A 24,113-nucleotide genomic window follows, 5' to 3' on the forward strand; every position below is an offset into this window, starting at 1 on the left:
TGAATTCTCCTGCGTTAGATTGAGACCACAGCCTGAACGTAGCTGGTGGTATTCCTCGGCCCGGTCACCCGCGCCGTAATACGGTAGAAAGCACGTGTTGCGGAGCTATCGAAACTCGGCGGCCGGTAGCCCTCCATCGGGCCCTGCGCACCTTCGTCCTGGCCCTTCTTGAACACCTGCTGGGTGGAACAGGTGCGCGCATCCAGGGCGCCAGGGCCGTCGCACATGCGGTGGATGACATACGCCACCTGGTTGCCGGCACCATCGGTGGCCAGCTTGGTCACCGCGCCGCCATCGGTCCAGTCCAGGTCGTCGTCCGCGGTCGGCTCAGGAATGCGCTTGTTGCCGGTCAGGTCGAGTGCGTCCTGGCGCGTGGCGTAGTAACCATTGCCCGGCATATCCTGGTCCAGCGAGCCGGTCGGTGCCGTCTGGACCAGCCAGGCGATCGCCGCTTCCACGCCGGCATCGCCGCTGGCGGTGGCGCTTTGTTTGAAGGCCAGGTTGCCGGCGATAACGGCAGAAGTGTCGACCGAGCGCAGCAGCGCAATGCCTGCCAGCGTCATCGCCACCAGGACGATCAGGGTGACGGGCAGGATCACGCCCTGCTCCCATGCATGCCGGAATGCGCCGGCTCGTTTGCTGTGATTCATCGTCTTATCCCCAAATGACATTGCGCAATGGCACAATGGTCTCGAACACTTTGTAGCGGTAGCACTTCCAGTCGGCCGGATAGTTGGTGGTGTTGAACGTTGCCCAGCTCGACCACTTGGTCACTGCGGTAGCGGACGTCGTGACACATTCCTGGTTGGCTGCCGGCCTTTCGTACTGCACGCTGCGTGCCACCAGGGCGACGCGCAGCGCCTTGACCTGCAGGAACTGGGCCGGCGTCGGCTTGGCCCAGGCACCGGTCGCCGGCTGCCAGGAGCTGACCGATGGCTGGCCGGGCAGCGAAACACCATACTCCAGCTGCATATCGATGATCTCGGGCGCCACGACTTCATTGACCACGGCCGGATTGGCCGAATTGTCCGAACGCAGCAGCTGGCGCAGGTCATTCACGCTGTAACCACGCTGGTACAGTGCGCCGGCCGGCGGTGCGGAGAAGCAGGACAGCTGCGCCGGCTTGGTGTACTTCGGCCAGTTATTGGCGTTCTGGTAGTTGGCCGGTGGATTGTAGTGGCCACTGCCACCCGGGTTGTGCTGGATCTTCAAGGCCTGTTCCTGGATCTGGGTGGCCTGCATCAGCGTGCAATTGCCCGCCTGCTGCACCAGGACCAGGTCGCCCTCGCGGCAACCGGAGGTATTGCCGACGTTCAGCTCGGACGAGGGCTGCGGCATATTGCTGCGCAATTCCGTGTTGGCCGGGTAGCGGAACGAGCCTTCGGTCGGGTTGGCGAAATATTGCACCAGGATGCTGTCGGGCTTGGCGCCGCCATCGGTGATCACCGCCGACGCCAGGGAGAAGCCATCAATGGCCCCTTCCTTGCCGCCACAGCTTAAATCACCGTCGCAGTAGGAATAGGTTGTATTGCAGCCGGAGAACATCGAGTTCGCCATGCCCCAGCCCGCCATCTTGGCGTCGCGCTCGATCATCGACAAGGCGATGGCCCCGTTGCTCTGCGCATCGGCGCCGCCGGTCGAGGTACGCTTCTGCCCTTCCATCTGGCTGAACACCTGCATCACGACCACCATGGCCAGCATGCCGACGCCCAGGCCCACCATGATCTCGACCAGGCCAAAACCGTTTTGCTTATCGTGCATTTGGATTATTCCTTCTTCTAACCAGCGATGAACTGCACGCTGGTCTGTGTGTGAACCTTGCTTTCACCCGGCAGTTGCCAAGTCACCGTCACCGTGACCGTCACGCCGGCAGCGGCAGACCACGGTCCCGGCACCACGATGGTGAGTTTGCCGTTCGGCAGCGAGGCAACCGCCTGGTCTTTGACGGCATGCGCCTGGATGTTGGCCCGGTCCGCCCACAGCGCGCCGAGCGACTGGCTGACCACATTGGCCGCGTCGATGCGGTATTTGGCGTCGCTCACCTGGCGCACCGAGGCCGACTGCAAGCCGACGATGGCCAGCACGCCAAAGGCGAAGATGACGATCGCCACCAGGGCTTCCACCAGCACGATGCCGCCCTGCTGGCGCAATGTACGTTGCGATTTCATTCTGTTCTCCATTAGCTGCAGCCGCGTGGATCGGTCGCGAACGCCATTTTCGGGTCGCACATGCGGATCTGGCCGCCGGTTCCAACCACGACGACGTAACGACGCGCTTCTTCGCTGGCAGTGCTGGTCACGTCGGCACGCGTGAACACTGCACCGACCGGCGGGGTGAACACGCGGCCCAACGCGTCGAAGTTGACCTCGGCCGGCAGTTCGCCGGCGGAAGAGATCGTGGCGCTGAAATAGCCGGCCGGTGCCGGTACCGGCAGCGCGTCGGCGCTGACCGTCACCTTGGCCAGCGTGCCGCTCTCGGCCGCCGAACGGCTCTGGATCTCAGCGGGGCAAGTGGCGGTCACGGTCGGGCAGCCGACGGTCCAGCTTACCTGGCCATCCTTATCGGTCAGCATGAAGCGCACCACCGTGTTGCGGCGCACCGCTTCGGCGCGGGCGGTCTGCAAGCCGTTCAGGATCGATTCCGCTGCAGTGCGGTTTTGGGTATCGCGGATCCAGCTGGAAAATGCCGGGATGGCCATGGCCAGCATCGCTGACAGGATCACGATGCCGATCATCAGCTCGATCAGGGTCAAGCCCTGTTGGCGGCGGCTTAACATGCGCCACCCTTTTTGCGTACCCAGCAGGTAATCGGCGTGCCTTCCGACGCGGTGCCCCAGCCGGTTGGCACTGCCGTGGTTTTCTTGTTGTTCGACTCGTCGATGGTGAAGGTGAAGCCGGCCACCGCGTTCTTGCCCTCCGCCTTGACGATATAGGTGTTCGCCGTCAGGGTCGGACAGGTATAAGTAAAGTCGTCCGCTGCCGGCAGCGCGGCGCTGGAGGCGGCGGCACAGGCGCCGATATAGGTGCGGTTGTCCTGGAAATACTGCTCCAGCTTGGCGCGCATGGCTGCCAGGTTGTTGGTGGCCTGCGGCAACCGTCCGGTCTTGACGTGATCGGTATAAGCTGGGATCGCCACCGAGGCAAGAATGGCAACAATTGCCAGTGCCACCATCAGTTCAATCAGCGTCACGCCCGCCTGACGGGAGGAGACGGCCTTTTGCTGGTCCATGTTTTAGCTCCAATGCTGGTATTAGATGTTGCCAGTTTAGACAAGCAAGCTTGCATTTCCCTGAGGAAAACCTGACAAACACCTGACAACAACAATTTTAGGAGGGGAAATACACGGAAAACAGGGCGCCCTGCCCACTGGTAGGGGTATCGATGGCGACGCTGGCCCCATGGGCGGTGGCGATATCGCGCACGATCGCCAGGCCGATGCCGCTGCCGGTGGTCTTTTCGTCCAGCCGCTGGAAGCGCTGGAAGACCGCGCTGCGCTTGGCCGGCGGGATGCCGGGACCGGAATCTTCCACCGTCAGCATGCCGCCGCCCAGGTGCGGGAAACAGCTCACCGTCACGCTGCCCTTGGCCGGCGTATAGCGGATCGCATTATCGACCAGGTTGTCGACCAGGTCGCGCAACAGGAAACGGTCGCCGGTCACCTTGGTCGGCCGCAAATCGAAGCCGAGGTCGATATCCTTGCGCAGCGCCTGCTCGACGAAATTCTGGATCGATTCTTCCAGCAACTGGTCGAGCGACAGGCGCTCCATGCGCGTCTTGCGCAGCGGGCCGGGCTCGGCGCGCGCCAGCGCCAGCAACTGGTTGACCTGGCGGATCATGCGTTCGGTGGCAGCCTGCATCATGGCCAGCGACGATGCCGCAGCGGGGCTGCGCTCCTGCGCCGCCAGCAGCTCGATCTGGGTGCGCATGCCGGCCAGCGGGGTGCGCAACTGGTGCGCCACATTGGCCAGGAAGTCTTGCTGCGCCTGGGCTCCTTCGCGCACGCGTTCCAGCAAGCCATTGAAGGAATGCACCATCGGCATTACTTCCAGCGGCACGTCGCCGGCCGGAATCGGCGACACGTCTTCGGCGCCGCGCGCCTGGATGCCGGCCCGCACCCGGTGCAGCGGCGACAGGCCGTTGGTCACCGAAAACCACACCAGCCCGATCGATGCCAGGGTGAATACCGCCGCCAGCGGCAGCATGGCGCGCACAATGGCGGTGCGGGCTTGGCCGCGCTTGCGCAAAGTCTTGGCCACCACCACGATGCCCTGCTGCTGGCCGGACACCACCGGCAGCGCCACCAGGCGCACCGGGTTCCGCGCCACCACCCCATCCGCCACAGGGGCGCCGGCACGCGCCGGCAGAATCGGCAACACGGCATCGCCCGCAACCAGCTGGCCGTGGCTGTCGCGCACCGAAAAATACACCTGATCGAGATTGTCTCCGCGCAGGGCGCGCTCGGCCGCCGCAGGCCAGTCAAGCACCAGCCGCCCTTCACGCTCGCTGACGTGCGCCCCCAGCATGGCCGCCGCATCGCTCAACGACTGATCGAATGCGATCTGGGCCGGAATCCATGCCAGCGCATAACTGAGTGCCACGCCGGCCAGGTTCAACAGGAGAACCGGGCCGATCAGCCACTTGAGCAGGCGCAGGCGGATGCTATCCAACGGGCTTACCCATTTGCCGCCTCCAGCATATAGCCGAAGCCGCGGATGGTGCGGATGCTGATACCCGCGTCCGCCGTTTTCTGCCGGATGCGCGAGATATAGACTTCCACCGCATTCGGCGTCACGTCTTCGCCCCAAGGCAGGATGGCATCGATGATTTGCTGCTTGCTGACTACCCGCGCGCTATGCTGCAGCAGGTATTCCAGCACCGCCCATTCGCGCACGGAGAGATCGATCACCGTGTCGCGCACGCGGGCGCGCTTGGCGCCGAGATCCAGCACCAGGGAACCCATTTGCAGCACGCTGGGTCTCGGCGCGTGACGGCGCGCCAAAGCGCGCAAACGCGCCACCAGTTCCGGCGTGGCGAACGGCTTGACCAGGTAATCATCGGCGCCCAGTTCAAGCCCGCGCACACGGTCTTCCACCGCATCGCGTGCCGTCAACAGCAGCACCGGCAGCTGGCTGCCGCGCGCGCGCAAGCGGCGTACCACTTCGAAGCCGTCCAGGCCCGGCAAGCCGATATCGAGCACCAGCACGTCGACCGGGCCCGGGCGCTGCAGCATGGCATCGGCTTCGGTGCCGTTTTGCAGCAGCTCCACCTTCATGCCGTGGCCGGACAAGACCCGCACCACGCCATCGGCCAATACTGCGTCGTCTTCTACCAGGATTACGTGCATGGAGTGTGGAATGAGTTGATTACCGCGCATTATGCCCCGATTCATCACATGGCAACAATTGCCCTGGATCATTATGGCGGCGCCAACGCGAAAAAGAGGGACGTACCCCATTTTTCGAAAAAGAGGGACGGACCCCATTTTTTCAACAGTGCGCCAGCCAAAATTACAATGTTGTAGGACTAGCCTGACAAACTGCCATGTTGCCAGCCTACATGATGGAGGTAACAGGTCTTATGTTCATCTCTCACATAGAAAATTAAAGTATTACCAACGCGATCGGCAAGCAGCACCCCTAAGAATGCCGACTGCAATACCGTGTACTTTCGTTCTGTGAGGATAAAATGAACAACACTCAACTTAGCGTTTCTGCCAAGAACTCGCTGTCGCAAGCGATGCCGATTGGTTCGACGGAGTTCAAAGTTGCGTCCCGGCCTGTTGTCAGCTACAGCGGCGCCCAGCAAAACGAATTGCTGGCAGCCCTCCCACGTGAAGCCCTGGAAGCCCTGTTTGAGCACCTGGAATTGGTGCAATTGCCTTTCGGCAAGGAATTGTTTGAATTCGGCAGCAAGCTGGAATACGTCTACTTCCCTACCACCGCCATCCTGTCCCTGCTGTACGTGATGGAAGACGGCGCGACCACCGAGATCGCCGTGGTCGGCCATGAGGGCGTGGTGGGGGTGTCGATGTTTGCCGGCGAGCGCGCCATGAGCACCGCCGTGGTGCAAAGCGCCGGCTACGGCTACCGCCTGAAGGCGCAAGCCCTGCGCGACGCCTTCAATCAGGGCGGCGCCCTGCCCCAGCTGCTGATGCGCTACAACGCTGCCTTGTTCGCCCAGATGGCCCAGAACGCCGTCGGCGGCCGCCACAGCTCGATCGAGCAGAAGCTGTGCCGCTGGCTGCTGGATCGCCTGGACCGCTCGGCAAGCAACGAACTGAAGGTGACCCAGGAAATGATTTCGATCATGCTGGGTGTGCGCCGCGAATCGATCACCGCCGCAGCCGGCAAGCTGCAGGAAGACGGCATGATCACCTACCGCCGCGGCAACATCACCGTCATTGACCGTGAAGGTCTGGAACGTTATGCGGGCGAGTGCTATAAGGTGGCGAAAGTTGAGTATGATCGCCTGCTCGCTGATGTAGCTTGCTGCTAGGATGCAGCACTGCCGGGGGCACGCCTGCAGGGCGCTGGCCCCGGCCCCTCAGGGGAATATACACCTCGATGCAGGTTCCCCGGTCACCCCGCCCACGGCGGATATTCAATATCCCGCCCAGCAACAAAGCCCGCTCCCGCATCCCCAACAAGCCATGCGACATTGGCTTGGCCAGCGTCGGCGCGGCAATCCCGATCCCGTCGTCGATAATCCGCAGCACCAGCATATCGTCGCGTTGCAGCTTGAGCGAGACGTTGACATGGCCAGCCTTGGCGTATTTGCGGATATTGGTCAGCGATTCCTGCACGATGCGGAACAAGGCGATCGACAGGCTGCTGTCGCCGGCCTTGGCCACGGCATCGATATCGGTGCCGATCTCGGTCTCGCATGGAATATTGGTCATGCGCGTGAAGTCTTCGCAGTAGCTGTCGATGGCCGCGCACAGGCCCAGGTTGTCCAGCAGGCTTGGGCGCAGGTCTTCGATGATGCGGCGCTTCAGTTCCACCGTATCGACCAGGGTGCCGCGCGCACGGCGCAACTGGGCCGCCAGTTCCGGGTTGGTTTTTTGCAGCTGGTGCGCGACTGCCGCGATATCCATGCTGATCGAGGTCAGGTTGGCCCCCATCTCGTCATGCAGTTCGCGCGACAGGCGCATCTTTTCTTCTTCGCTGATCGAGATCAGGTGGCGCGACAGCACGGATAGCTGCTCGGTACGCTGCTGGACCATCGATTCCAGGCTTTCGTTCGACAGCTGCAGCGCATGCTCCACCGCCGCCCGGTGCACGAAGCTGCGCCGCACCAGCTGGTAGAACATCACCAGCACCACAATGGCAATGGCATTGATGCCGGCCCCCATCACGACCGCCTTCTGGTATTCCTGGTAGAAGCTGGCGGCGCGCGCCGACATCGCTTCGCCCTGCTCGCGCACCATGATCACCACTTGCAGCCGGATCTCGTCCATGCCGCTGCGTTCGTCGCTGACCTTGGCGATGTTGACGATATCGTCCAGCCCACCGTGCTTGTAGACTTCGATCGCCTGGGTCAGGGTGGCAACGCGCTTGCGCACCAGCACCTGCAACTGCTGCAGGTTCTTCAGCTGGATCGGGTTATTGGCGAGCAGTTTCTCCAGCTCGCGGAACTGGTGTTCGGATTCGGTCACCACCGAGCGCGTCGGCCCGAGGTAAGTCTCCTTGCCGGAGATGAAATAACCGCGCGCGCTGCTGTCGGCATCCAAGACCAGCACATTCAGGTACTGCAGGCGCTCGGCCACGCGCGAGCTGAGTGCCAATTGCTCATTGGCACCCTTCAGGGATTGCAGGTTATGGAACAGGCTGAAACCGTTGACGATCAGGATCAGCGCGCAAGTGACGCACAATAGCGTTTTATACAGCGGCAGCCGGTGCCGGGGCGCTGGTTCGATGGTGAAGTACATTTTCCCCATTATAGACCCGCAGCAAGATGCTGCCGCACGGAAAGCTAATTGTGCAGCACCGCAAAAATGTAACCAGACGTATCAGTCCAGCAAGTTGTTCTTCATTGCGTAGTACGTCAAGTCACTATTCGACTGCAAGCCCATCTTCTCCATAATGCGCGTGCGATACGTACTGACAGTCTTGATGCTCAGCGAAAGTGCCGTGCCGATATCGGACACGGTGGCGCCGCGCGCCAGGCGCAGGAACACCTGGAACTCACGGTCCGACAGCTCCGTATGCAGGGCCGTATTCGGGTCGCGGTCGAAGCTCTGCGCCAGCAGCTCGCCCACCTGCGAGCTGACATAACGGCGGCCCTGGTGCACGGTGCGCACGGCGTTGATCAGCTCTTCCGCCTCGCATTCCTTGTTCAGGTACCCGTTGGCACCCATCTTGAACAGGTTGAGCGCATATTGCTGGGCTGGATAGCCGGACAGGATCAGCACCGGCAAGTCCGGCTGGCCCTGGCGGATGGTACGCAGAGTATCGATACCGCTCTGGTCCGGCATGGCGATGTCAAGCAACAGCACATCGCACACTTCCTTGCGTGCGATGTCGAGCGCCTCGCGCCCGGTACTCCCTTCGGCGACTACGCTGAATTCGTCCGACGACGAAAAGATTTGCTTGAAACCCGCCCGTACAATCTGGTGGTCATCACAGATGGCTACGCGAATCATTGTCTTCCCTCTTGAATTCCTAGCTTGGGAACGGAGCCAGCGTCTGCAGTATCACTAGCAAAATCATAACGTTAATATTGTAGCACCAATGGTTTAACAGTTTAGCCGAGTCTAACCGAAAAAAAGGACGCCTAAGCGCCCTTGCTACAGCTGCTTACAACTTTAGTAGCGCGAGGATGCTTTGCAGCTCGCTGCGCAGCATCTCGTGGTCCAGCGGCGCCGCTTCGTGTGCCATGCCGGGAGTTTCATCATACTCGCCTTGCGCCGAATCGGCAGCGCGGCTATCGAGTTTGTTGCGGGCACCGCTGATGGTGAAGCCCTGCTCGTACAGCAGCTCGCGGATACGGCGGATCAGCAGCACTTCATGATGCTGGTAGTAGCGGCGGTTACCGCGCCGCTTGACCGGTTTTAGCTGGGTGAATTCCTGTTCCCAATAGCGCAGCACGTGCGGCTTGACGCCGCATAATTCGCTCACTTCGCCAATGGTGAAATAGCGTTTCGCCGGAATCGGCGGCAACACCACCAGGTCTGCCTTGCCAGGACGGTCGGTCATTCACGCACCCGCGCAGCTCAGGATGCACGCGCCGTGCCGGCGCTGTCTTCGACCATGCCTTTCAGCTTTTGGCTGGCGTGGAAGGTCACCACACGGCGTGCCGTGATCGGGATCTCCTCGCCGGTTTTCGGATTGCGGCCGGGACGCTGCGGTTTATCGCGCAACTGGAAGTTGCCGAACCCCGACAGCTTCACCGCTTCGCCCCGCTCCAGCGCGTTGCGGATCTCGTCGAAGAAGGTTTCGACCATGTCCTTGGCCTCGCGCTTGTTCAGGCCCACTTGTTCGAACAAGAGTTCGGCCAGTTCTGCCTTGGTCAGCGTAGGCAAATCTTTTTCAGCTTCCTGGCGTACCTTGGCATTCTGCATTGCGCTGTGCAGTTCAGCGTCCAATGCGGATTCAAGTACGGCGGAATCGACGTCGTTATTGTTAATTTTGCTGCCCTGCCTTTTAAAGTACATGAGTCCGGCAGTGCCGGACTCGCTGGTGTTGCTGAAAAATTAAATCAAGCCCGCAGTTTTGCACCGTGTGCCAGGACAACATGGGCGGTCAAAGTCTTCATCAACTCGTCCACTACATCGTCCTGCAGGGTGTTTTGAGTATCTTGCAAGCTAAAGCGGAAAGCAAGCGATTTTTCGTCGCCTTCCAAGCCTTGGCCGCGATATTCATCAAACAAAACAATGGCTTGCACAATGCGCCCTTGAGCATGGGCCGTGACGGCGCCGTTGAAGGCGTCGAGCAGGTCCTGCACTGGAACGGCTTGTTTCACCACCAGGGCGACGTCGCGCGTGGTGCCAGGGAATTTTGAAATCTCTTCATATTCTGGCACGTCGCGTTGCTGTAGCGCAACGGCGTCAACTTCGAACAGGACCGGCGCCTTCGGCAAGTCATACTTTTGCAGCCAGCGCGGATGCAGTTCGCCGATGAAGCCGATCACTTTTCCATCCAGTTCCACCGAAGCGGCACGGCCTGGGTGCAGGGCCGGGTGCGCCAGTTTGGCAAAACGCAGCTGGCGTGGGGCGAACAGGGCTTCCAGGTCCGCCTTGACGTCGAAGAAGTCGACGTCGCGGGCTTTCTGGCCCCACTGCTCGTCGGCTGCCGGGCCGTAGGCCATGGCGGCGACGCGCTGCGGCTGGTCGTAACCGGCCACGGTCACCGGTCCATCCTGCACCGAAGCGTCGCGCTTGAAGATGGCGCCCACCTCGAACAGGCGCACGCGCGGCTGCTTGCGGTTGACGTTGTAGCGCACATTGGCGACCAGGCTGCCAATTAGGCTCGAACGCATGACCGACATCTGGGATGCGATCGGGTTCTGCAACTTGATCGGGCTGTCGTTGCCGTTGAAGTCCAGCTCCCACTGCGCTTCCACAAAGCTCATGTTGACCACTTCCTGGAAGCCCAGGTCGGCCAGCTGGTGGCGCACGGCGAAGATCGAGCGGGTGTTTTCCGGCGCGATCAGCATCTCCGCTGCAGCCACCGGCGGCATGGTCGGGATGTTTTCGAAGCCGTACACGCGGGCCACTTCTTCGATCAGGTCTTCTTCGATTTCGATGTCGAAGCGGTAGCTTGGCGCGATGACGCTGAATACACTGTCAGCCAGCGTGAACTCGAGGCCAAGGCGCCTGAAGATGTCAGCGACCATCTCGTCGTTCAGCGCAACGCCGATCACCTTCGCGGCACGGGCGGTGCGCATCTTGACCGGCTCGCGCTGCGGCAGGTTGACGACCTGGTCGTCAATGGCGCCGACCTTGGTGTCAGCGGTGCCGCAGATCTCAACCAGCAGCGCGGTGATACGCTCCAGGTGTTCCGGGATCGAGGCGAAGTCCACGCCGCGTTCGAAGCGGTGTGCCGCATCGGTCGAGAAGTTGTATTTGCGGGCGCGGCCCTGGATCGCGCTCGGCCACCAGAACGCAGCTTCCAGGTAGATGTTGGTGGTGTCGTCCGACACGGCGGTGGCGTCGCCGCCCATGATGCCGGCCAACGATTCCAGTTCCTTGTCGTCGGCGATCACGCCAACCCATTCATCGACTTCGATGGTGTTGCCGTTCAAGAGCTTGATCTGCTCGCCCTTCTTGCCCCAGCGGACGTCCAGCGAACCGTGGATCTTATCCAGGTCGAACACGTGCGAAGGACGGCCCATCTCCAGCATCACGTAGTTGGAGATATCCACCAGCGCCGATACAGGACGCTGGCCGCTGCGCTCCAGGCGCTGCTTCATCCAGGCCGGGGTTTCCGCTTTCGCGTTCAGGCCACGGATCACACGGCCGGCGAAACGGCCGCACAGGTCCGGCGCGGACACCTTCACCGCCAGCTTCTCGTCCAGCGTGACCGGCACGATGCGGTTCTGCGGCAGGCTCAGTTGCGAGCCGGTCAGGGCCGCTACCTCGCGTGCCACGCCCAGCACCGACAGGCAGTCCGCCTTGTTCGGGGTCAGCTTGATGGTGAACTTCAGGTCGTTCAGCGCGAAGTAGTCGCGGATGTTCTGGCCGATCGGCGCGTCGTCCGGCAGCTCGATCAGGCCGCCATGATCTTCCGACAGCTTCAGTTCGCGCGCGGAGCACAGCATGCCCTGCGACTCGACGCCGCGCAGCTGGCCAACCTTGATTTCGAACGGCTTGCCGTCGGCGCCCGGCGGCAGCACGGCGCCGGCCATGGCGCATGCCACTTTCAGGCCTGGGCGCACGTTCGGCGCGCCGCAAACGATGTTCAGCAGCGTGCCGGTGCCCACGTCGACCTGGCAGACGTTCAGGCGGTCGGCGTTCGGGTGCTTGGCGGTTTCGCGCACGTGGCCAACGACCACGTTGGTGAATGGCGGAGCGACAGGATCGATGTCTTCGACTTCAAGGCCGGACATGGTCAGCATGTGTGCCAGTTCATCCGAAGTCATCTTCGGATCGACCATCGTGCGCAGCCAGTTTTCAGAGAATTGCATGTTCTTGTGCCTTCGTATTCTTTAGTTGAACTGTTTCAGGAAGCGCAGGTCGCCTTCGTAGAACAGGCGCAAGTCATTGACTCCATAGCGCAGCATGGTCAAGCGCTCAAGGCCGGAGCCGAACGCGAAGCCAATGTACTTCTCGGGATCGAGCCCAAAGTTGCGCACCACGTTCGGATGCACCTGGCCGGAGCCGGACACTTCCAGCCAGCGGCCCTTCAGCGGGCCGCTGCCGAAGGCGATGTCGATCTCCGCCGAAGGTTCGGTGAACGGGAAATACGAGGGACGGAAGCGCACTTGCAGGTCGTCCGTCTCAAAGAAAGCTTTAACAAAATTCAGGTACACGCCCTTCAGGTCGGCGAAGGAAATGTCTTCCGCGATCCACAGGCCTTCAACCTGGTGGAACATCGGCGAGTGGGTCGCATCGGAGTCGACGCGATAGGTGCGGCCCGGCGCGATCACCTTGATTGGCGGCTTGTTGTTGCGGGCGTAGCGCACCTGCATCGGCGAGGTGTGGGTACGCAGCAGCAGCGGCTTGCCGGTGCTGTCGTTGCCTTCAACGTAGAAGGTGTCCTGCATCGAACGCGCAGGATGGTTCTCGGGCGAATTCAGTGCGGTGAAGTTGGTCCAGTCGGTTTCGATTTCAGGGCCGGCGGCGACGTCGAAGCCGATCGAGCGGAAGATCTCTTCCACGCGCTCCCAGGTGCGCATCACAGGATGGATGCCGCCTTTGGAACGGCCACGGCCCGGCAGCGAGACGTCGATCGCTTCAGCATTCAGGCGCAGTTGCAGTTGCGCTTCGGCCAGGGCATCGCGGCGCGCGGTCAGCGCGGACTCGATCTGCACCTTGGCGGCGTTGATCAGGGCGCCCTGCGCCTTCTTCTCTTCAGGGTCCAGCTTGCCCAGGCCCTTCATCATTTCGGTGATCTGGCCAGTCTTGCCAAGGTACTTGGCTTTGGCGTTTTCAAGTGCTGCAGCGTCTACGGCGGCGAGGAAGTCAGCCTGCGCGGAGACGACGAGTTGTTCGAGCGAGTTCATCCGACTTTTTTCCTGTTTTGGAAATTAAAAACGGGACATAGCTAAGCCATGTCCCGCTTCTTATGAACGCTGCCCGGAGACAGCGCACATCACTGGCAATTAAGCAGCGATCTTGGCTTTGACGACGTTGACAATCGCTGCAAACGCAGGCTTGTCCATCACAGCCATATCAGCCAGGACCTTACGGTCCAGTTCAATAGCGGCCTTCTTCAGACCGTTCATGAACACGCTGTAGGTCACGCCGTGTTCGCGGGCAGCCGCGTTGATACGGGTGATCCACAGGGCGCGGAAGACGCGCTTCTTGTTACGACGGTCGCGGTATGCGTACTGGCCAGCGCGCATCACTGCTTGCTTGGCAATACGGAATACTTTGCTGCGACGACCGCGGTAACCCTTGGCCAGGTTCAGTACTTTTTTATGACGGGCACGTGCAGTAACCCCACGTTTTACTCGAGGCATAGTAGCTCCTTAAATAATGAGTGTGAGATTAAGCGGATGGCATCATACGCAGAACGCTAGTCACGTCCGACGCATTGATGTTACGGGTGCCGCGCAGTTGACGCTTGTTTTTGGTGGTCTTCTTGGTCAGGATGTGACGCTTGAAAGCCATACCGGATTTAACGGTACCACCTGGGCGAACGCGGAAACGTTTCTTCGCGCTGCTCTTAGTTTTCATTTTTGGCATGTGAATGCTCCAAATATGCCGGATTGTAGGTGGCAGCACTTCGCTGCACTTTTGGCGCCTACTCTCACGGGAACCCGGGAGTATAGCACAACTCGGGCGCGGGGCAACTAACTTGCCTATCCTTTCCAGTCCAGCCAGGCACTGCCCGCGCCCGCCGCCTTGTAGCGGCACGCCTTCAGCAGGCGCAGCGCCTGCGCACTGACCCGGTCCGGAGCTTGCGAGTACTCGATGACCGGCTCGGCAACCTTGCCTTTCGCACCAACCTTGAATCGAATTCGTATCGCCGCCGGCCGCCCCGCATCAACGGCAACGAAGGACTCGCCCCAGGCGCAGGTGCCCGGAATAAGAATCGCGCGCGCGGGACGCTCGGATACCCAACGATGCTTCATCGCCATACTCTCGGCAACCCGCAGCCCATCCCGCTCCGCCGGAACAAATCGGCATTTGGCAAAACCGGCCACGGCCGCCTTGTCCAGCACGGCCCATCCACTGCTGCGGGACAGTGCCACGCCTTTCACAGCCCCGTCTCGCGCGACATGGATATCAGCCTGGACCTCGCCCTCGAGACCGTAGGCCTTGGCCTCGTCCGGATAAACCTGTTTGCACGCCCCATCGACCGGCACCGGCATCCGGCTTGGCGGATCCAGCACGAGGGTGCTGCCGAACGCATGGCGTTCTTTTGGCGCATTCGCAAGCACTTTTTCAGCCGCTGCCGTTTCGCCCCTGGCGCGATAATAGCTAACGGCCACGTCGTAGAACTCGCTCTTTGCATAGGCTGGAGCAGGAATGTCGTCAGCCACCTGCAGACCCTGGCGCATCAGGGGCGCCGCATCGTCCAGCCGGCCCAGCGCAACATAGACTTTCACCAAATTACCCAGGTTAAGCAAAGTCCGCGGCCCGGCCAGGCCGTATTCCAGTTCCGACAAGGCCAGGGCCCGGCGACCAGGCTCGACCGCCTCGGCGGCAGCCCCCGACCACAACAGCACCTCAACCAGTTCACGCAGGGCAGAATTGCGATCCGACACATTGCCTTTGCGCTCGGCGAGGACCACCTGGCGGCGCCCCAGCTCGACGGCCTGGGCCGGGCGCCCGGCAAGCGTCGCCATACTCATGACACTGGAATAGGAGCGCAACAGTTTCCACGCGGGATACGCCGGGTCACCCTCCGCCCGCTTGATCTCCTGGGAGCCCCGCTCCAGCGCCGCGACATAGCCGGCAGTATCTGTAATCACGACAGCATCAGCGAACTGGCAACAAGTCGCCACCAGCACGGCAGGCGGAAGACGAATGGAAGGCATCAATGTCTGTCCAGGAAATAAAAAAGGCAGACTGACGTCTGCCTTCTTTGCCAAAGCGGCAATTACTTCTTTTTCTTAGGCGCCAGCACCATGATCATCTGGCGGCCTTCCATCTTAGGAAACTGCTCGACCTGGCCATGCGGCTCCAGGTCCATTTTCAGACGCTCGAGCATGCGCATGCCGATGTCCTGGTGGGCCATTTCACGGCCGCGGAAACGCAGGGTGATCTTGGTCTTGTCGCCCTCTTCCAGGAACTTGATCAGGTTGCGCAGCTTGATGTTGTAGTCACCATCATCGGTGCCCGGACGGAATTTGACTTCCTTCACCGAGATCACCTTCTGCTTCAACTTGGCTTCGTGCGCCTTCTTCTGTTCCGAATACTTGAACTTGCCGTAATCCATCAGTCGGCAGACTGGTGGGGTCGCGTTCGGCGCGATCTCGACCAGGTCGACATCGGCCTCTTCCGCCAAGCGGAAGGCTTCGGCCAGGCTTACGATGCCCAGCGGTTCATTATCCACACCCGACAGACGCATTTCAGGGTGGTTGATCTCGCCATTGATGCGATGGGAAGACTTGTCAGTAGCTATGGTGTTTCCTTCAATTTTGGTTAGTCGGCCGGTTGCGGTGTTTCACGCATCAGGCTTTGGTAGCGACGTCCTTCTCAAGTCGCTCCACCAGGGCATCGATCGACATGACGCCCAGATCGATATTACCCCGGGCACGCACGGCCACGGTATTGGCATCCCGCTCTTTGTCGCCCACCACGAGGATGAAAGGCACTTTTTGGACGGAATGTTCGCGGATTTTATACGTAATCTTCTCGTTGCGCAAATCGGCGGCAACGCGGAAGCCCAGTTTGCGCAACCTGGATTCAAGCGCTTTGCAGTAATCGGCCTGTGCATCGCTGATATTGAGAATCGATACTTGCTGAGGCGCAAGCCACATCGGCAGCGCGCCGGCATAGTTCTCGATCAGGATGCCGATGAAGCGTTCCAGCGAGCCCACGATAGCACGGTGCAGCATGACCGGGGTCTTGCGGGTGTTGTCATCCGCAACATATTCAGCGCCCAGGCGGCCCGGCATGAAGAAGTCGACCTGCATGGTGCCGACCTGCCATGGGCGGCCCAGCGAGTCCTTCAGGTGGTACTCGATCTTCGGACCGTAGAAAGCCCCCTCGCCCGGCAGCTCGGTCCAGGTCACGCCGCAAGCGCGCAGGCCGGAGCGCAGCGCCTCTTCCGCCTTGTCCCACACCTCGTCGTCGCCGATGCGGTTATCAGGGCGCAGCGCCAGCTTGACGTCGATGTTCTCGAAATGGAAATCTTTATAGACTTCCATCGCCTGCTGGTGGAAGGCCACCACTTCCGGCTCGATCTGGTCGTTGGTACAGAAGATGTGGCCATCGTCCTGGGTGAAGCCGCGCACGCGCATGATGCCGTGCAGCGCGCCGGACGGTTCGTTGCGGTGGCACTGGCCGAATTCACCGTAGCGCAGCGGCAGGTCGCGGTAGGACCGCAGGTCGCTGTTGAAGATCTGCACGTGGCCCGGGCAGTTCATCGGCTTCAGTGCGTAGGAACGGTTTTCGGATTCGGTCACGAACATGTTCTCGCGGTAGTTTTCCCAGTGGCCGGTCTTGCCCCACAGCGATGCGTCCAGGATCTGCGGCGCCTTCACTTCCTGGTAGCCGTTTTCCTGGTACTTGCGGCGCATGTACTGCTCCACTTGCTGCCAGATGGTCCAGCCTTTCGGGTGCCAGAACACCAGGCCCGGCGCCTCATCCTGGAAGTGGAAGAAGTCCAGCTGCTTGCCCAGCTTGCGGTGGTCGCGCTTTTCCGCCTCTTCCAGCTGGAACAGGTACTGCTCCTGGTCTTCCTTCTTGGTCCAGGCGGTACCGTATACGCGCTGCAGCATCTCGTTCTTGCTGTCGCCGCGCCAGTAAGCGCCGGCCAGCTTCATCAGCTTGAAGACCTTCAGCTTGCCGGTCGATGGCACGTGCGGGCCGCGGCACAAGTCGGTGAAATTGCCTTCGGTGTACAGCGACACGTCCTCGTTGGACGGGATCGACGCGATGATCTCGGCCTTGTAGTGCTCGTTGATGGACTTGAAGTAAGCCACGGCCTCGTCGCGCGGCAGGACCTTGCGGGTCACCTGCTCGTCTTTTTTCGCCAGCTCCGCCATCTTCTTCTCGATCGCCACCAGGTCGTCCGGGGTGAACGGGCGCTTGTACGAGAAGTCGTAGTAGAAGCCGTTTTCGATGACTGGACCGATGGTCACTTGCGCATCAGGGAACAGCTCCTTGACAGCGTAAGCCAGCAAGTGGGCGGTCGAGTGGCGAATGACGTCCAGGCCTTCCGGATCCCTGTCGGTCACGATGGCGACGTCGGAGTCCCTCTCGATCAGGAAGGAAGTGTCAACGACCTTGCCATCAACCTTGCCTGCCAGGGCTGCCTTGCCCAGGCTGGTGCTGATATTGGACGCAACTTGTGCCACGGTCAGCGGGGCATCGTATTGACGGACGGAACCGTCGGGCAGTCGGACTGAAACCATCATGGATCTCCGGAAGAAAAAGGTAATGCTGGAAAAAATGGACGAAAAAAAACGCGGGCTAGCCGCGTTTTTCTTCAATTGAACAAGCAAAAGAAAGCCGATCGACTAGCGTCACTCACCAACCTTGATGGTAGTTCGCGGTGTCATAACCGGTGTGCCTTTCTCGCTCTTACAAAATGTCTGGTGGGCGGTGAGGAATTCGAATCCCCGACCCCTTGGATGTCGACCAAGTATTCTAACCAGCTGAACTAACCGCCCGTGTCTTTTGCAATGGTACTACATAAAAATGTTCTGGTGGGCGGTGAGGAATTCGAATCCCCGACCCCTTGGATGTCGACCAAGTATTCTAACCAGCTGAACTAACCGCCCGAGAGCCAGCATTATAGAGAGCACTTCCCTCTGTGACAAGTGTTTTCCGAAGAAAACATTGCTGCTATATTCAGAGCCTATGCAAAACCACGATTCCACGCACCTTCACGCGCATTTAGACGGCGACGCGCAACACGCCCACTTCAACGAACACCGCAGCCAGGCAGCGCTTGCAGCCGCATTGGCACTGACTTTAGGCTTTGCCGTGGTCGAAGTGGCGGCCGGTTTCATGGCCAATTCGCTGGCCCTGATTTCCGACGCAGGACATATGGTGACCGATGCCGCGGCACTTGGCCTGGCGCTGCTGGCGCAATTGATTGCCAAGCGCCGCCCTTCCGCACGCTACTCCTTCGGCTTTGGCCGCGCCGAGGCGCTGGCGGCTTTCGTCAACGGGCTCGCCATGCTGCTGGTGGTGGGCTGGATTGTGTTCGAGGCAGTGCAACGCTTTGCATCGCCGGAGCCGGTGCAAGGCGGCACGGTGCTGGTGGTCGCCGGCATCGGCCTCGCTGTTAACCTGCTCGTGGCCTGGAGCCTGTCGCGCGACAAGGAAAGCATGAATACCCGCGCGGCGCTGGTGCACGTGATGGGCGACTTGCTCGGCTCTGTCGCTGCCCTGATCGCGGGTGGCGTGATCATGGCAACCGGCTGGATGCAGATTGACCCCATCCTCTCTTTGCTTGTTTCACTGCTGATCCTGAAATCGACCATCGGCGTGCTGCGTGAATCTTTCCACCATTTGATGGAAGGCGTGCCCGACAACGCCGATTACGCCCGGATCGGCGCGGACCTGGCCGAAGTGCCCGGTGTACTGTCGGTGCACGACCTGCACGTGTGGGAAATGTCGCCAGGCCAGCCGGCCCTGATCGGCCACCTCGAAATCAACGACCTGCAGGAATGGCCGCAAATCCTGCACAACGTGAAAGCCATGCTCCTCTTGAAGCACAAGATCGATCACATCACCCTGCAAGCCGAACCGACGCAACAATCATGAGGGACTAGCGCAGCCGCCGCCAAACTGAAATAGGGACATCACCATCGGGCCTGGGCGGCACGCGCCATTCAAGAACCTCTCCCTTCAGCGTATACGCGCGGCGTTGAACGCTGCCATCCCACTGGGGATTCGATGCGGCGGCGATGCGGAAGACGAGCCGGCCCTCCTCCACCGCAACCATGCCGAAGTGTGCGCTCATGGTAAGCAACAGGCGTTTGTATTCCTGGGCTTCGGCCGCCCGGAATTCGCCTGCGAACGGCGGCCTTTCGGCGTGATAGATCTGAAGCGCATAGCGCCCATCGGGTGCGATGCTCAGAGTGCCGCTCGGCGTTGCGCCGTAGTCCTCGCTTCGACTGCCGTCGCGATGCTCGCGATAGGCGCCAATCAGCTCCCAGGGGCCGGACAAGCCCGCCGTAGTGGCAGGCATATCGGCGCCTGCCGCCGCACCGCACCACGCTAACGCAGCCAAAACAAACTTCCTCATTGCAAACCTCCCTCCGTTGGACATGCAACAAAGGATAGCCAGCTTGCCAGCGGAGCAAAATTGCAAAAAATTCGCGTTACATGTGCATAATTGCACCGATGGATACCCCTGACTGGAATGACCTTCGCTATTTCCTCGCCGTCACCACCGCCGGCTCGCTGTCAGCGGCTGCGCGCTCGCTAGGCGTCGAGCACACGACGGTTTCGCGGCGCATCGAGACGCTGGAGAACGTCCTTGGCCTACGGCTGTTTGACCGCTTCGCACGCGGCTGGTTGTTGACGGAGGCTGGTGAAGGCCTGCTGCCCCAAGCCCGGCGCGTGGAGGAAGAAATTCAACGCCTGTTGCGGCAGGCACAGGGCGTGGGTGCTGGCGGCGGCACTGTGCGCATCTCGGCGCCGCCGGCAATTGCCGCGCAATGGATAGCGCCGCGCCTGCCCGCTTTGCGCATGCAATTGGCTGGTATTCAAATCGAATTGGGCGCTGAGCCCGCCCTGGTGGATCTATCGCGGCGCGAGGCCGATATTGCGATCCGTTTTCGCCGACCGCAAACGCCCGATTTGGCGGTAAGGGTGGTCGCGACAGTCCAGTATCATCTGTGTGCGGCGCCGGAATATATTGCTTCACGCAGCGCCGACGAATGGGAGTTTATCGGCTACGACGAGAGCCTGGCTGAAACCCCGCAGCAGGAATGGCTAAACGCATTTGCGGCAGGACGGCCGTTCGTATTCAGCAGCAACGATTTGGGCTCAATTGCGGCGGCGGTGCGTTTCGGTGCAGGCATTGCAGCCTTGCCCGATTATCTTGCGGCCGGCCTGATTATCCCCGACATTATCTGCCCGGTGCAGCGCGAACTCTGGATGGTAATTCACGACGAGGTCCGCAAATCGCAGCGCGTGCGCCGCACTGCCGACCTGCTGGCAGAACTGTTCAGCACCGCTGCACGCTAGCTTCTGGCAGCAACGCGCCAAGCCTTGGCACGTTGCGGGCAAGAGCTCAGTGGGAGGTGATCCGCTCCCCCTCAGGCGCGGCGTGCTTCGAGGATGCCGGTGACTTCGCTGATCGCGGCCAGCGCTTTTTGCAACTGGCTGGTAGCGCCGATTTCGACCGTAAATGTCATACGGGCCTGGCCTTTTGCCGATTGGGTATTTACGCCGGTGACGTTGATTTTCTCGCGCGAGAAAATTTCGGAAATGTCGCGCAATAATCCCTGGCGGTCCGCAGCCAATACAAATAAATCGACCGGGAATACCGTATCGGATCGGGCAGCGCCCCACGCGGTCACGATTACGCGTTCCGGCGCCTTGGCGCGCATTTCGGCAAAGTTTTTGCACGAGGCGCGGTGAATCGAAACGCCTTTGCCGCGCGTGACAAAACCAACGATGGGATCGGGCGGCGCCGGTTTGCAGCATTTGGCCAATTGCGTCATCAGGCCATCGGTACCAACCACCAATACGCCCGATTTGGCGCCCGAATCGACGCTCGAATTACGGCTCTTGTTGACCGCCACCTGGTCGGTGGAATCTTCTTCCTCGGCCGGGTCGCGCAAGGCGGCCTCGACGTGACGTAGGGAAAACTCATCCTTGCCAACCGCCAGGAACAGGTCATCGACTTTGCCAAAGCCCAGCTTTTGCGCCAACGCTTCCAGGTTCACAGCAGTCTTGCCTTCCCGCTGCAGCGATTTCTCAACCAGGGAGCGGCCATTGGCGACAGTTTCCTGCACGTCGATGGCGTGGAACCAAGCCCGTACCTTGGTGCGGGTACGGTTCGATACGGTATAGCCTGGGCTCAGCCAGTCGCGCGACGGGCCAGCCGTGCCCGGCGCGCCTTTGGCGGTAATGACTTCGCAAGTTTGCCCGCTTTTCAACGGCGTATTCAGCGGCACCATCTGGCCGTCCACCCGCGCACCGCGGCAACGGTGGCCCACATCGCTGTGCAGATGGTAGGCGAAATCGATCGGCGTGGCGCCGACCGGCAACTCGATCACGCGCGCCTGCGGCGTCAGCACGAAGATGCGGTCGTCCAGCGTGGTGGACTTGAGTTTCTCCACCCACTCGCGCTGCTGGTCTTCGTTATTGACCACCGCATCGGCCACCTCGGTCTTCCAGGCCAGCAGCTGGCGCAGCCAGGCGATCTTCTCATCGTACTGCTGGCCTTTGAAATTGGAACCGCCCTCCTCCTTGTAGCGCCAGTGCGCCGCCACGCCGTATTCGGCGAAGTTGTGCATTTCCTGGGTGCGGATCTGCACTTCGAGGGGACGTCCGTCGTCCGCCGTCACCACGGTGTGTAGCGACTGGTAGCCATTCGGCTTGGGGCGGGAAATGTAATCGTCGAATTCTTTCGGGATCGGGGTCCAGATATTGTGGACCACGCCGAGCACCGTATAGCAGGTCTTCACGTCGTCGACGATCACGCGGAAGGCGCGCACATCGTACAGTTCCGAGAAGTCCAGGTCCTTTCCCTTCATCTTGTTCCAGATGGAGTAGATGTGCTTGGGCCGGCCGAACACTTCAGCCTTGATGCCTGCGGAGGCCAGTTCGGACTGCAGGCGCGCAATGGAAGACGTGACGAAGCTCTCGCGCGCCATGCGCTTCTCTTCCAGCATCTTGGCAATGCGCTTGTAGGTATCGGGCTCGATGAAGCGGAACGACAAGTCTTCCAGCTCCCACTTGATCTGCCAGATGCCGAGGCGGTTGGCCAGCGGCGCGTAAAGGTCCAGCGTCTCGCGGCCGTAAGCGCGGGTGACTTCATCAAAGCGCTTGATATCGGAGAAGTAGCGCAAGGTGGTGCAGCAGGAAGCCAGCCGCACCAGCACCACGCGCATATCGGTGGCCATCGCCAGCAGCATCTTGCGCAGCGACTCGACCTGGGCGACAGCCTGCTGCGCCGCAGTCTTGGAGCGCGCAGCACTGCCGGAGGACGCCAGCGTCAGTTCGCGCAAGCGGATCAGCTGGCGCACACCGGCCACCAGGTCGTTGACTTCCTGGCCGTAGCGCGGCTCGATGGATGGCGCGGTATCGGCGTCGAGCAGGGTCAGCTCGAACATCAGTGCCGCGATGCGGGTTTCCGCATCGGTGCGCAGGATGGCCAGTGTGCTGGCCACCCCGATGGCGAATTCCAGGGCATCCTGCCCGTGGCCGGCGATACGGCCGCTATACGCCTGGCTGGCGTGGTCGAGCGCAGCCAGAACGCGCGCCCCATCATCGCCGGACAAGCCTTGCACCAACTGGTCCGACGTTGCGCTATTGAGAGCCGCGATTGAAACCATTACTTCTTACCTCATACAGCTTAGTTTTGTGCGGCCGTCACCACGATTTCCAGCAGCCATTCGGGACGGGCGAGTTGCGCCACTACGGTTGCGCGTGGAGGGGTGTTGCCTTCGACGACCCAGGCATCCCACACTTCGTTCATGCCGGGGAAATTGGCCAGGTCAGTGATGTAGATTTGCGCCATCAGGATACGCGACTTGTCGCTGCCTGCTTCGGCCAGCAGCTTGTCGATCTGGGCCAGCACGTCCTTGGTCTGGGCCTGGATGTCGCCGCCGACTGCGGGAACCATGCCTGCCAGGTAGATGGTGCCATTGTGCACTGCCATTTCGGACAGGCGCTTACCTACGTGAAAACGATTGATTTCCATATTGCCTTCTTAGTGGTTCAACAAAAAATCCTTGGCGATCGCGATCTGGTCGTCGTGCAGGAAGGTCGGCGCATGTCCGACGTCCGGGATTTCCACCAGCTTGGCTTGCGGGCCGCGCTGGGTCATCGCTTGCGCCGTCTCGCGCGACAGCAGGTCCGAATTAGCGCCGCGCACCAGCAAGGTCGGGCAGCGGATCGCATCGTAGGCGGCCCACAGCATCGCTTCGTCGGCCTTGGCCGATTCCGGCGTCACCGACTGGAACGGCAAGGCCAGGCCCATATCGTAATGGCGCACCCACGAGCCGTCCCTGTCCTGGCGCAGTACGTCGGCGGCCAGCTTATGCCATTCCGCGTCGGTGTGCTGGCCGAATGTGGTGGACACCATCTTCACGAATTCGGCGCCAGCCTTGAAGGTCGGGAAGCGCACTTCCTGCGCAATGTAGTCGCCGATGCGCTGGATCGCCACCGAGTCCAAGGTGGGGCCGATATCGTTCAATACCAGCTTGCTGACCGGGCTGTCCGGCAGCGAAGCCAGGCCCATGCCGATCAGGCCACCCATTGAGGTACCGAACCAGTCGACCGTCTGGCGCTCGCCATTGGCCAGCACGCGCGCCAGCAAGGTCACCATATCGCTCACGTATTGGGGAAGCCGGTAAAGCTGCGGGTTGACCAGGCTGCCGGAGCGGCCGCGGCCCACCACGTCGGGGCAAACCACACGGTAATCCTTGCACAGTGACTGTGCGAGATTGTCAAAATCGTCCGAAACACGGGTCACACCGTGCACGCAAACCAGCACGTTCGGGTTGTCTTCTTCGCCCCATTCCTTGTACGCCATCTGGTGCAGGCCAGACATGGAGAAACACTGAACGGACTTGATTTTAGCTTCTGGCATTCGGTTCCTCGCTCCCCGTACTATTGGTTTTTGCGCTACATTCTACATTGGCTAACTA

General features: G+C 61.0%; 25 protein-coding genes and 2 tRNA genes. 3 read left to right on the forward strand and 24 right to left on the reverse strand.

Annotated features, from left to right (window positions below):
- Positions 1–14: 14 nt before the first annotated feature.
- The 7 genes from BM269_RS07335 to BM269_RS07365 form a co-directional block, all read right to left on the reverse strand.
- Positions 15–650, reverse strand: coding sequence for a pilus assembly PilX family protein (locus BM269_RS07335; RefSeq protein WP_090436371.1), 636 nt, complete (start codon positions 648–650; stop codon positions 15–17).
- 4 nt (positions 651–654) lie between these two features.
- On the reverse strand, positions 655–1,761 hold the full coding sequence (locus BM269_RS07340) for a PilW family protein (RefSeq protein ID WP_090436372.1): 1,107 nt from the start codon (positions 1,759–1,761) through the stop codon (positions 655–657).
- Positions 1,762–1,778: 17 nt separating this feature from the next.
- On the reverse strand, positions 1,779–2,168 hold the full coding sequence (locus tag BM269_RS07345) for a type IV pilus modification PilV family protein (protein WP_090436373.1): 390 nt from the start codon (positions 2,166–2,168) through the stop codon (positions 1,779–1,781).
- An 11-nt stretch (positions 2,169–2,179) separates the two neighbouring features.
- Positions 2,180–2,776 (reverse strand): GspH/FimT family pseudopilin, encoded by a 597-nt coding sequence (locus BM269_RS07350; protein ID WP_090436374.1) that lies wholly within the window; start codon positions 2,774–2,776, stop codon positions 2,180–2,182.
- The gene (locus BM269_RS07355; RefSeq protein ID WP_090436375.1) at positions 2,770–3,228 is read right to left on the reverse strand and encodes a type IV pilin protein; all 459 of its coding nucleotides are present in this window, start codon (positions 3,226–3,228) and stop codon (positions 2,770–2,772) included. The genes BM269_RS07350 and BM269_RS07355 overlap by 7 nt, the downstream gene beginning before the upstream one ends.
- A gap of 97 nt (positions 3,229–3,325) precedes the next feature.
- The gene (locus BM269_RS07360) at positions 3,326–4,666 is read right to left on the reverse strand and encodes a sensor histidine kinase (protein ID WP_090436376.1); all 1,341 of its coding nucleotides are present in this window, start codon (positions 4,664–4,666) and stop codon (positions 3,326–3,328) included.
- A gap of 5 nt (positions 4,667–4,671) precedes the next feature.
- Positions 4,672–5,343, reverse strand: coding sequence for a response regulator transcription factor (locus tag BM269_RS07365; protein WP_090436377.1), 672 nt, complete (start codon positions 5,341–5,343; stop codon positions 4,672–4,674).
- A gap of 341 nt (positions 5,344–5,684) precedes the next feature.
- On the opposite strand from BM269_RS07365, the gene BM269_RS07370 reads away from it, so the two are divergent.
- Positions 5,685–6,494 (forward strand): Crp/Fnr family transcriptional regulator, encoded by an 810-nt coding sequence (locus BM269_RS07370; protein WP_090436378.1) that lies wholly within the window; start codon positions 5,685–5,687, stop codon positions 6,492–6,494.
- Here the strand turns inward: BM269_RS07370 and BM269_RS07375 are convergent.
- From BM269_RS07375 to BM269_RS07435, 13 genes are all read right to left on the reverse strand, one after another.
- Positions 6,397–7,926 (reverse strand): CHASE3 domain-containing protein, encoded by a 1,530-nt coding sequence (locus tag BM269_RS07375; protein ID WP_090436379.1) that lies wholly within the window; start codon positions 7,924–7,926, stop codon positions 6,397–6,399. The two genes, BM269_RS07370 and BM269_RS07375, sit on opposite strands and share 98 nt — an antisense overlap.
- An 81-nt stretch (positions 7,927–8,007) precedes the next feature.
- Positions 8,008–8,640 carry a response regulator gene (locus BM269_RS07380; protein ID WP_028101218.1) on the reverse strand — a complete coding sequence of 211 codons (633 nt, stop codon included), beginning with the start codon at positions 8,638–8,640 and terminating at the stop codon, positions 8,008–8,010.
- 154 nt (positions 8,641–8,794) lie between these two features.
- Complete coding sequence (locus BM269_RS07385; RefSeq protein WP_090436380.1) at positions 8,795–9,193, reverse strand: MerR family transcriptional regulator; 399 nt, start codon at positions 9,191–9,193, stop codon at positions 8,795–8,797.
- Positions 9,194–9,210: 17 nt separating this feature from the next.
- Complete coding sequence (locus tag BM269_RS07390) at positions 9,211–9,558, reverse strand: integration host factor subunit alpha (protein ID WP_055925271.1); 348 nt, start codon at positions 9,556–9,558, stop codon at positions 9,211–9,213.
- A gap of 137 nt (positions 9,559–9,695) precedes the next feature.
- The gene (gene pheT / locus BM269_RS07395) at positions 9,696–12,122 is read right to left on the reverse strand and encodes a phenylalanine--tRNA ligase subunit beta (RefSeq protein WP_090436381.1); all 2,427 of its coding nucleotides are present in this window, start codon (positions 12,120–12,122) and stop codon (positions 9,696–9,698) included.
- A gap of 21 nt (positions 12,123–12,143) precedes the next feature.
- Positions 12,144–13,160, reverse strand: coding sequence for a phenylalanine--tRNA ligase subunit alpha (pheS, locus tag BM269_RS07400; RefSeq protein WP_090436382.1), 1,017 nt, complete (start codon positions 13,158–13,160; stop codon positions 12,144–12,146).
- Between the two features lie 99 nt (positions 13,161–13,259).
- Positions 13,260–13,619 (reverse strand): 50S ribosomal protein L20, encoded by a 360-nt coding sequence (gene rplT, locus BM269_RS07405; protein WP_028101213.1) that lies wholly within the window; start codon positions 13,617–13,619, stop codon positions 13,260–13,262.
- Positions 13,620–13,647: 28 nt separating this feature from the next.
- Complete coding sequence (rpmI, locus tag BM269_RS07410) at positions 13,648–13,845, reverse strand: 50S ribosomal protein L35 (RefSeq protein WP_057262756.1); 198 nt, start codon at positions 13,843–13,845, stop codon at positions 13,648–13,650.
- Positions 13,846–13,961: 116 nt separating this feature from the next.
- Positions 13,962–15,197, reverse strand: a complete 1,236-nt coding sequence (locus BM269_RS29000; protein WP_170860308.1) for a TonB family protein — start codon at positions 15,195–15,197, stop codon at positions 13,962–13,964.
- Positions 15,198–15,205: 8 nt separating this feature from the next.
- Complete coding sequence (gene infC / locus BM269_RS07420; protein WP_090436383.1) at positions 15,206–15,730, reverse strand: translation initiation factor IF-3; 525 nt, start codon at positions 15,728–15,730, stop codon at positions 15,206–15,208.
- Positions 15,731–15,779: 49 nt separating this feature from the next.
- On the reverse strand, positions 15,780–17,687 hold the full coding sequence (gene thrS, locus BM269_RS07425; RefSeq protein WP_090436384.1) for a threonine--tRNA ligase: 1,908 nt from the start codon (positions 17,685–17,687) through the stop codon (positions 15,780–15,782).
- A 181-nt stretch (positions 17,688–17,868) separates the two neighbouring features.
- Positions 17,869–17,945, reverse strand: a tRNA-Val gene (locus tag BM269_RS07430).
- A 34-nt stretch (positions 17,946–17,979) separates the two neighbouring features.
- Positions 17,980–18,056, reverse strand: a tRNA-Val gene (locus BM269_RS07435).
- A 79-nt stretch (positions 18,057–18,135) separates the two neighbouring features.
- Between BM269_RS07435 and BM269_RS07440 the strand changes: the two genes are divergently transcribed.
- Positions 18,136–19,047: a cation diffusion facilitator family transporter gene (locus BM269_RS07440; RefSeq protein WP_090436385.1), complete on the forward strand. Its 912-nt coding sequence runs from the start codon at positions 18,136–18,138 to the stop codon at positions 19,045–19,047.
- Positions 19,048–19,051: 4 nt separating this feature from the next.
- On the opposite strand, the gene BM269_RS07445 is transcribed toward BM269_RS07440, so the two are convergent.
- Complete coding sequence (locus BM269_RS07445) at positions 19,052–19,531, reverse strand: lipocalin-like domain-containing protein (protein ID WP_170860309.1); 480 nt, start codon at positions 19,529–19,531, stop codon at positions 19,052–19,054.
- 98 nt (positions 19,532–19,629) lie between these two features.
- Here BM269_RS07445 and BM269_RS07450 point away from each other — a divergent pair, with 98 nt between their 5' ends.
- Positions 19,630–20,478 (forward strand): LysR family transcriptional regulator, encoded by an 849-nt coding sequence (locus BM269_RS07450; RefSeq protein ID WP_229204534.1) that lies wholly within the window; start codon positions 19,630–19,632, stop codon positions 20,476–20,478.
- A gap of 71 nt (positions 20,479–20,549) precedes the next feature.
- Here BM269_RS07450 and BM269_RS07455 read toward each other — a convergent pair whose 3' ends face one another.
- The 3 genes from BM269_RS07455 to BM269_RS07465 are packed head-to-tail and all read right to left on the reverse strand — an operon-like array spanning position 20,550 to position 24,055.
- Positions 20,550–22,796: a RelA/SpoT family protein gene (locus BM269_RS07455; protein ID WP_090436388.1), complete on the reverse strand. Its 2,247-nt coding sequence runs from the start codon at positions 22,794–22,796 to the stop codon at positions 20,550–20,552.
- 20 nt (positions 22,797–22,816) lie between these two features.
- On the reverse strand, positions 22,817–23,164 hold the full coding sequence (locus BM269_RS07460; RefSeq protein WP_090436389.1) for a RidA family protein: 348 nt from the start codon (positions 23,162–23,164) through the stop codon (positions 22,817–22,819).
- Between the two features lie 9 nt (positions 23,165–23,173).
- On the reverse strand, positions 23,174–24,055 hold the full coding sequence (locus BM269_RS07465; RefSeq protein WP_090436390.1) for an alpha/beta fold hydrolase: 882 nt from the start codon (positions 24,053–24,055) through the stop codon (positions 23,174–23,176).
- Between the last annotated feature and the right edge of the window lie 58 nt (positions 24,056–24,113).

Origin of the sequence: Duganella sp. CF458, assembly GCF_900113115.1 — a bacterium.
In the GTDB taxonomy this organism is placed as follows: domain Bacteria; phylum Pseudomonadota; class Gammaproteobacteria; order Burkholderiales; family Burkholderiaceae_D; genus Rugamonas.

What these genes read in the sequence shown, in the direction of transcription:
- BM269_RS07335 (WP_090436371.1), bottom strand. Translation starts at nt 650, where the DNA reads ATGAATCACAGCAAACGAGCCGGCGCATTCCGGCATGCATGGGAGCAG.
- BM269_RS07340 (WP_090436372.1), bottom strand. Translation starts at nt 1,761, where the DNA reads ATGCACGATAAGCAAAACGGTTTTGGCCTGGTCGAGATCATGGTGGGC.
- BM269_RS07345 (WP_090436373.1), bottom strand. Translation starts at nt 2,168, where the DNA reads ATGAAATCGCAACGTACATTGCGCCAGCAGGGCGGCATCGTGCTGGTG.
- BM269_RS07350 (WP_090436374.1), bottom strand. Translation starts at nt 2,776, where the DNA reads ATGTTAAGCCGCCGCCAACAGGGCTTGACCCTGATCGAGCTGATGATC.
- BM269_RS07355 (WP_090436375.1), bottom strand. Translation starts at nt 3,228, where the DNA reads ATGGACCAGCAAAAGGCCGTCTCCTCCCGTCAGGCGGGCGTGACGCTG.
- BM269_RS07365 (WP_090436377.1), bottom strand. Translation starts at nt 5,343, where the DNA reads ATGCACGTAATCCTGGTAGAAGACGACGCAGTATTGGCCGATGGCGTG.
- BM269_RS07370 (WP_090436378.1), top strand. Translation starts at nt 5,685, where the DNA reads ATGAACAACACTCAACTTAGCGTTTCTGCCAAGAACTCGCTGTCGCAA.
- BM269_RS07375 (WP_090436379.1), bottom strand. Translation starts at nt 7,926, where the DNA reads ATGTACTTCACCATCGAACCAGCGCCCCGGCACCGGCTGCCGCTGTAT.
- BM269_RS07380 (WP_028101218.1), bottom strand. Translation starts at nt 8,640, where the DNA reads ATGATTCGCGTAGCCATCTGTGATGACCACCAGATTGTACGGGCGGGT.
- BM269_RS07385 (WP_090436380.1), bottom strand. Translation starts at nt 9,193, where the DNA reads ATGACCGACCGTCCTGGCAAGGCAGACCTGGTGGTGTTGCCGCCGATT.
- BM269_RS07390 (WP_055925271.1), bottom strand. Translation starts at nt 9,558, where the DNA reads ATGCAGAATGCCAAGGTACGCCAGGAAGCTGAAAAAGATTTGCCTACG.
- pheT (WP_090436381.1), bottom strand. Translation starts at nt 12,122, where the DNA reads ATGCAATTCTCTGAAAACTGGCTGCGCACGATGGTCGATCCGAAGATG.
- pheS (WP_090436382.1), bottom strand. Translation starts at nt 13,160, where the DNA reads ATGAACTCGCTCGAACAACTCGTCGTCTCCGCGCAGGCTGACTTCCTC.
- rplT (WP_028101213.1), bottom strand. Translation starts at nt 13,619, where the DNA reads ATGCCTCGAGTAAAACGTGGGGTTACTGCACGTGCCCGTCATAAAAAA.
- rpmI (WP_057262756.1), bottom strand. Translation starts at nt 13,845, where the DNA reads ATGCCAAAAATGAAAACTAAGAGCAGCGCGAAGAAACGTTTCCGCGTT.
- thrS (WP_090436384.1), bottom strand. Translation starts at nt 17,687, where the DNA reads ATGGTTTCAGTCCGACTGCCCGACGGTTCCGTCCGTCAATACGATGCC.
- BM269_RS07440 (WP_090436385.1), top strand. Translation starts at nt 18,136, where the DNA reads ATGCAAAACCACGATTCCACGCACCTTCACGCGCATTTAGACGGCGAC.
- BM269_RS07445 (WP_170860309.1), bottom strand. Translation starts at nt 19,531, where the DNA reads ATGAGGAAGTTTGTTTTGGCTGCGTTAGCGTGGTGCGGTGCGGCGGCA.
- BM269_RS07450 (WP_229204534.1), top strand. Translation starts at nt 19,630, where the DNA reads ATGGATACCCCTGACTGGAATGACCTTCGCTATTTCCTCGCCGTCACC.
- BM269_RS07455 (WP_090436388.1), bottom strand. Translation starts at nt 22,796, where the DNA reads ATGGTTTCAATCGCGGCTCTCAATAGCGCAACGTCGGACCAGTTGGTG.
- BM269_RS07460 (WP_090436389.1), bottom strand. Translation starts at nt 23,164, where the DNA reads ATGGAAATCAATCGTTTTCACGTAGGTAAGCGCCTGTCCGAAATGGCA.
- BM269_RS07465 (WP_090436390.1), bottom strand. Translation starts at nt 24,055, where the DNA reads ATGCCAGAAGCTAAAATCAAGTCCGTTCAGTGTTTCTCCATGTCTGGC.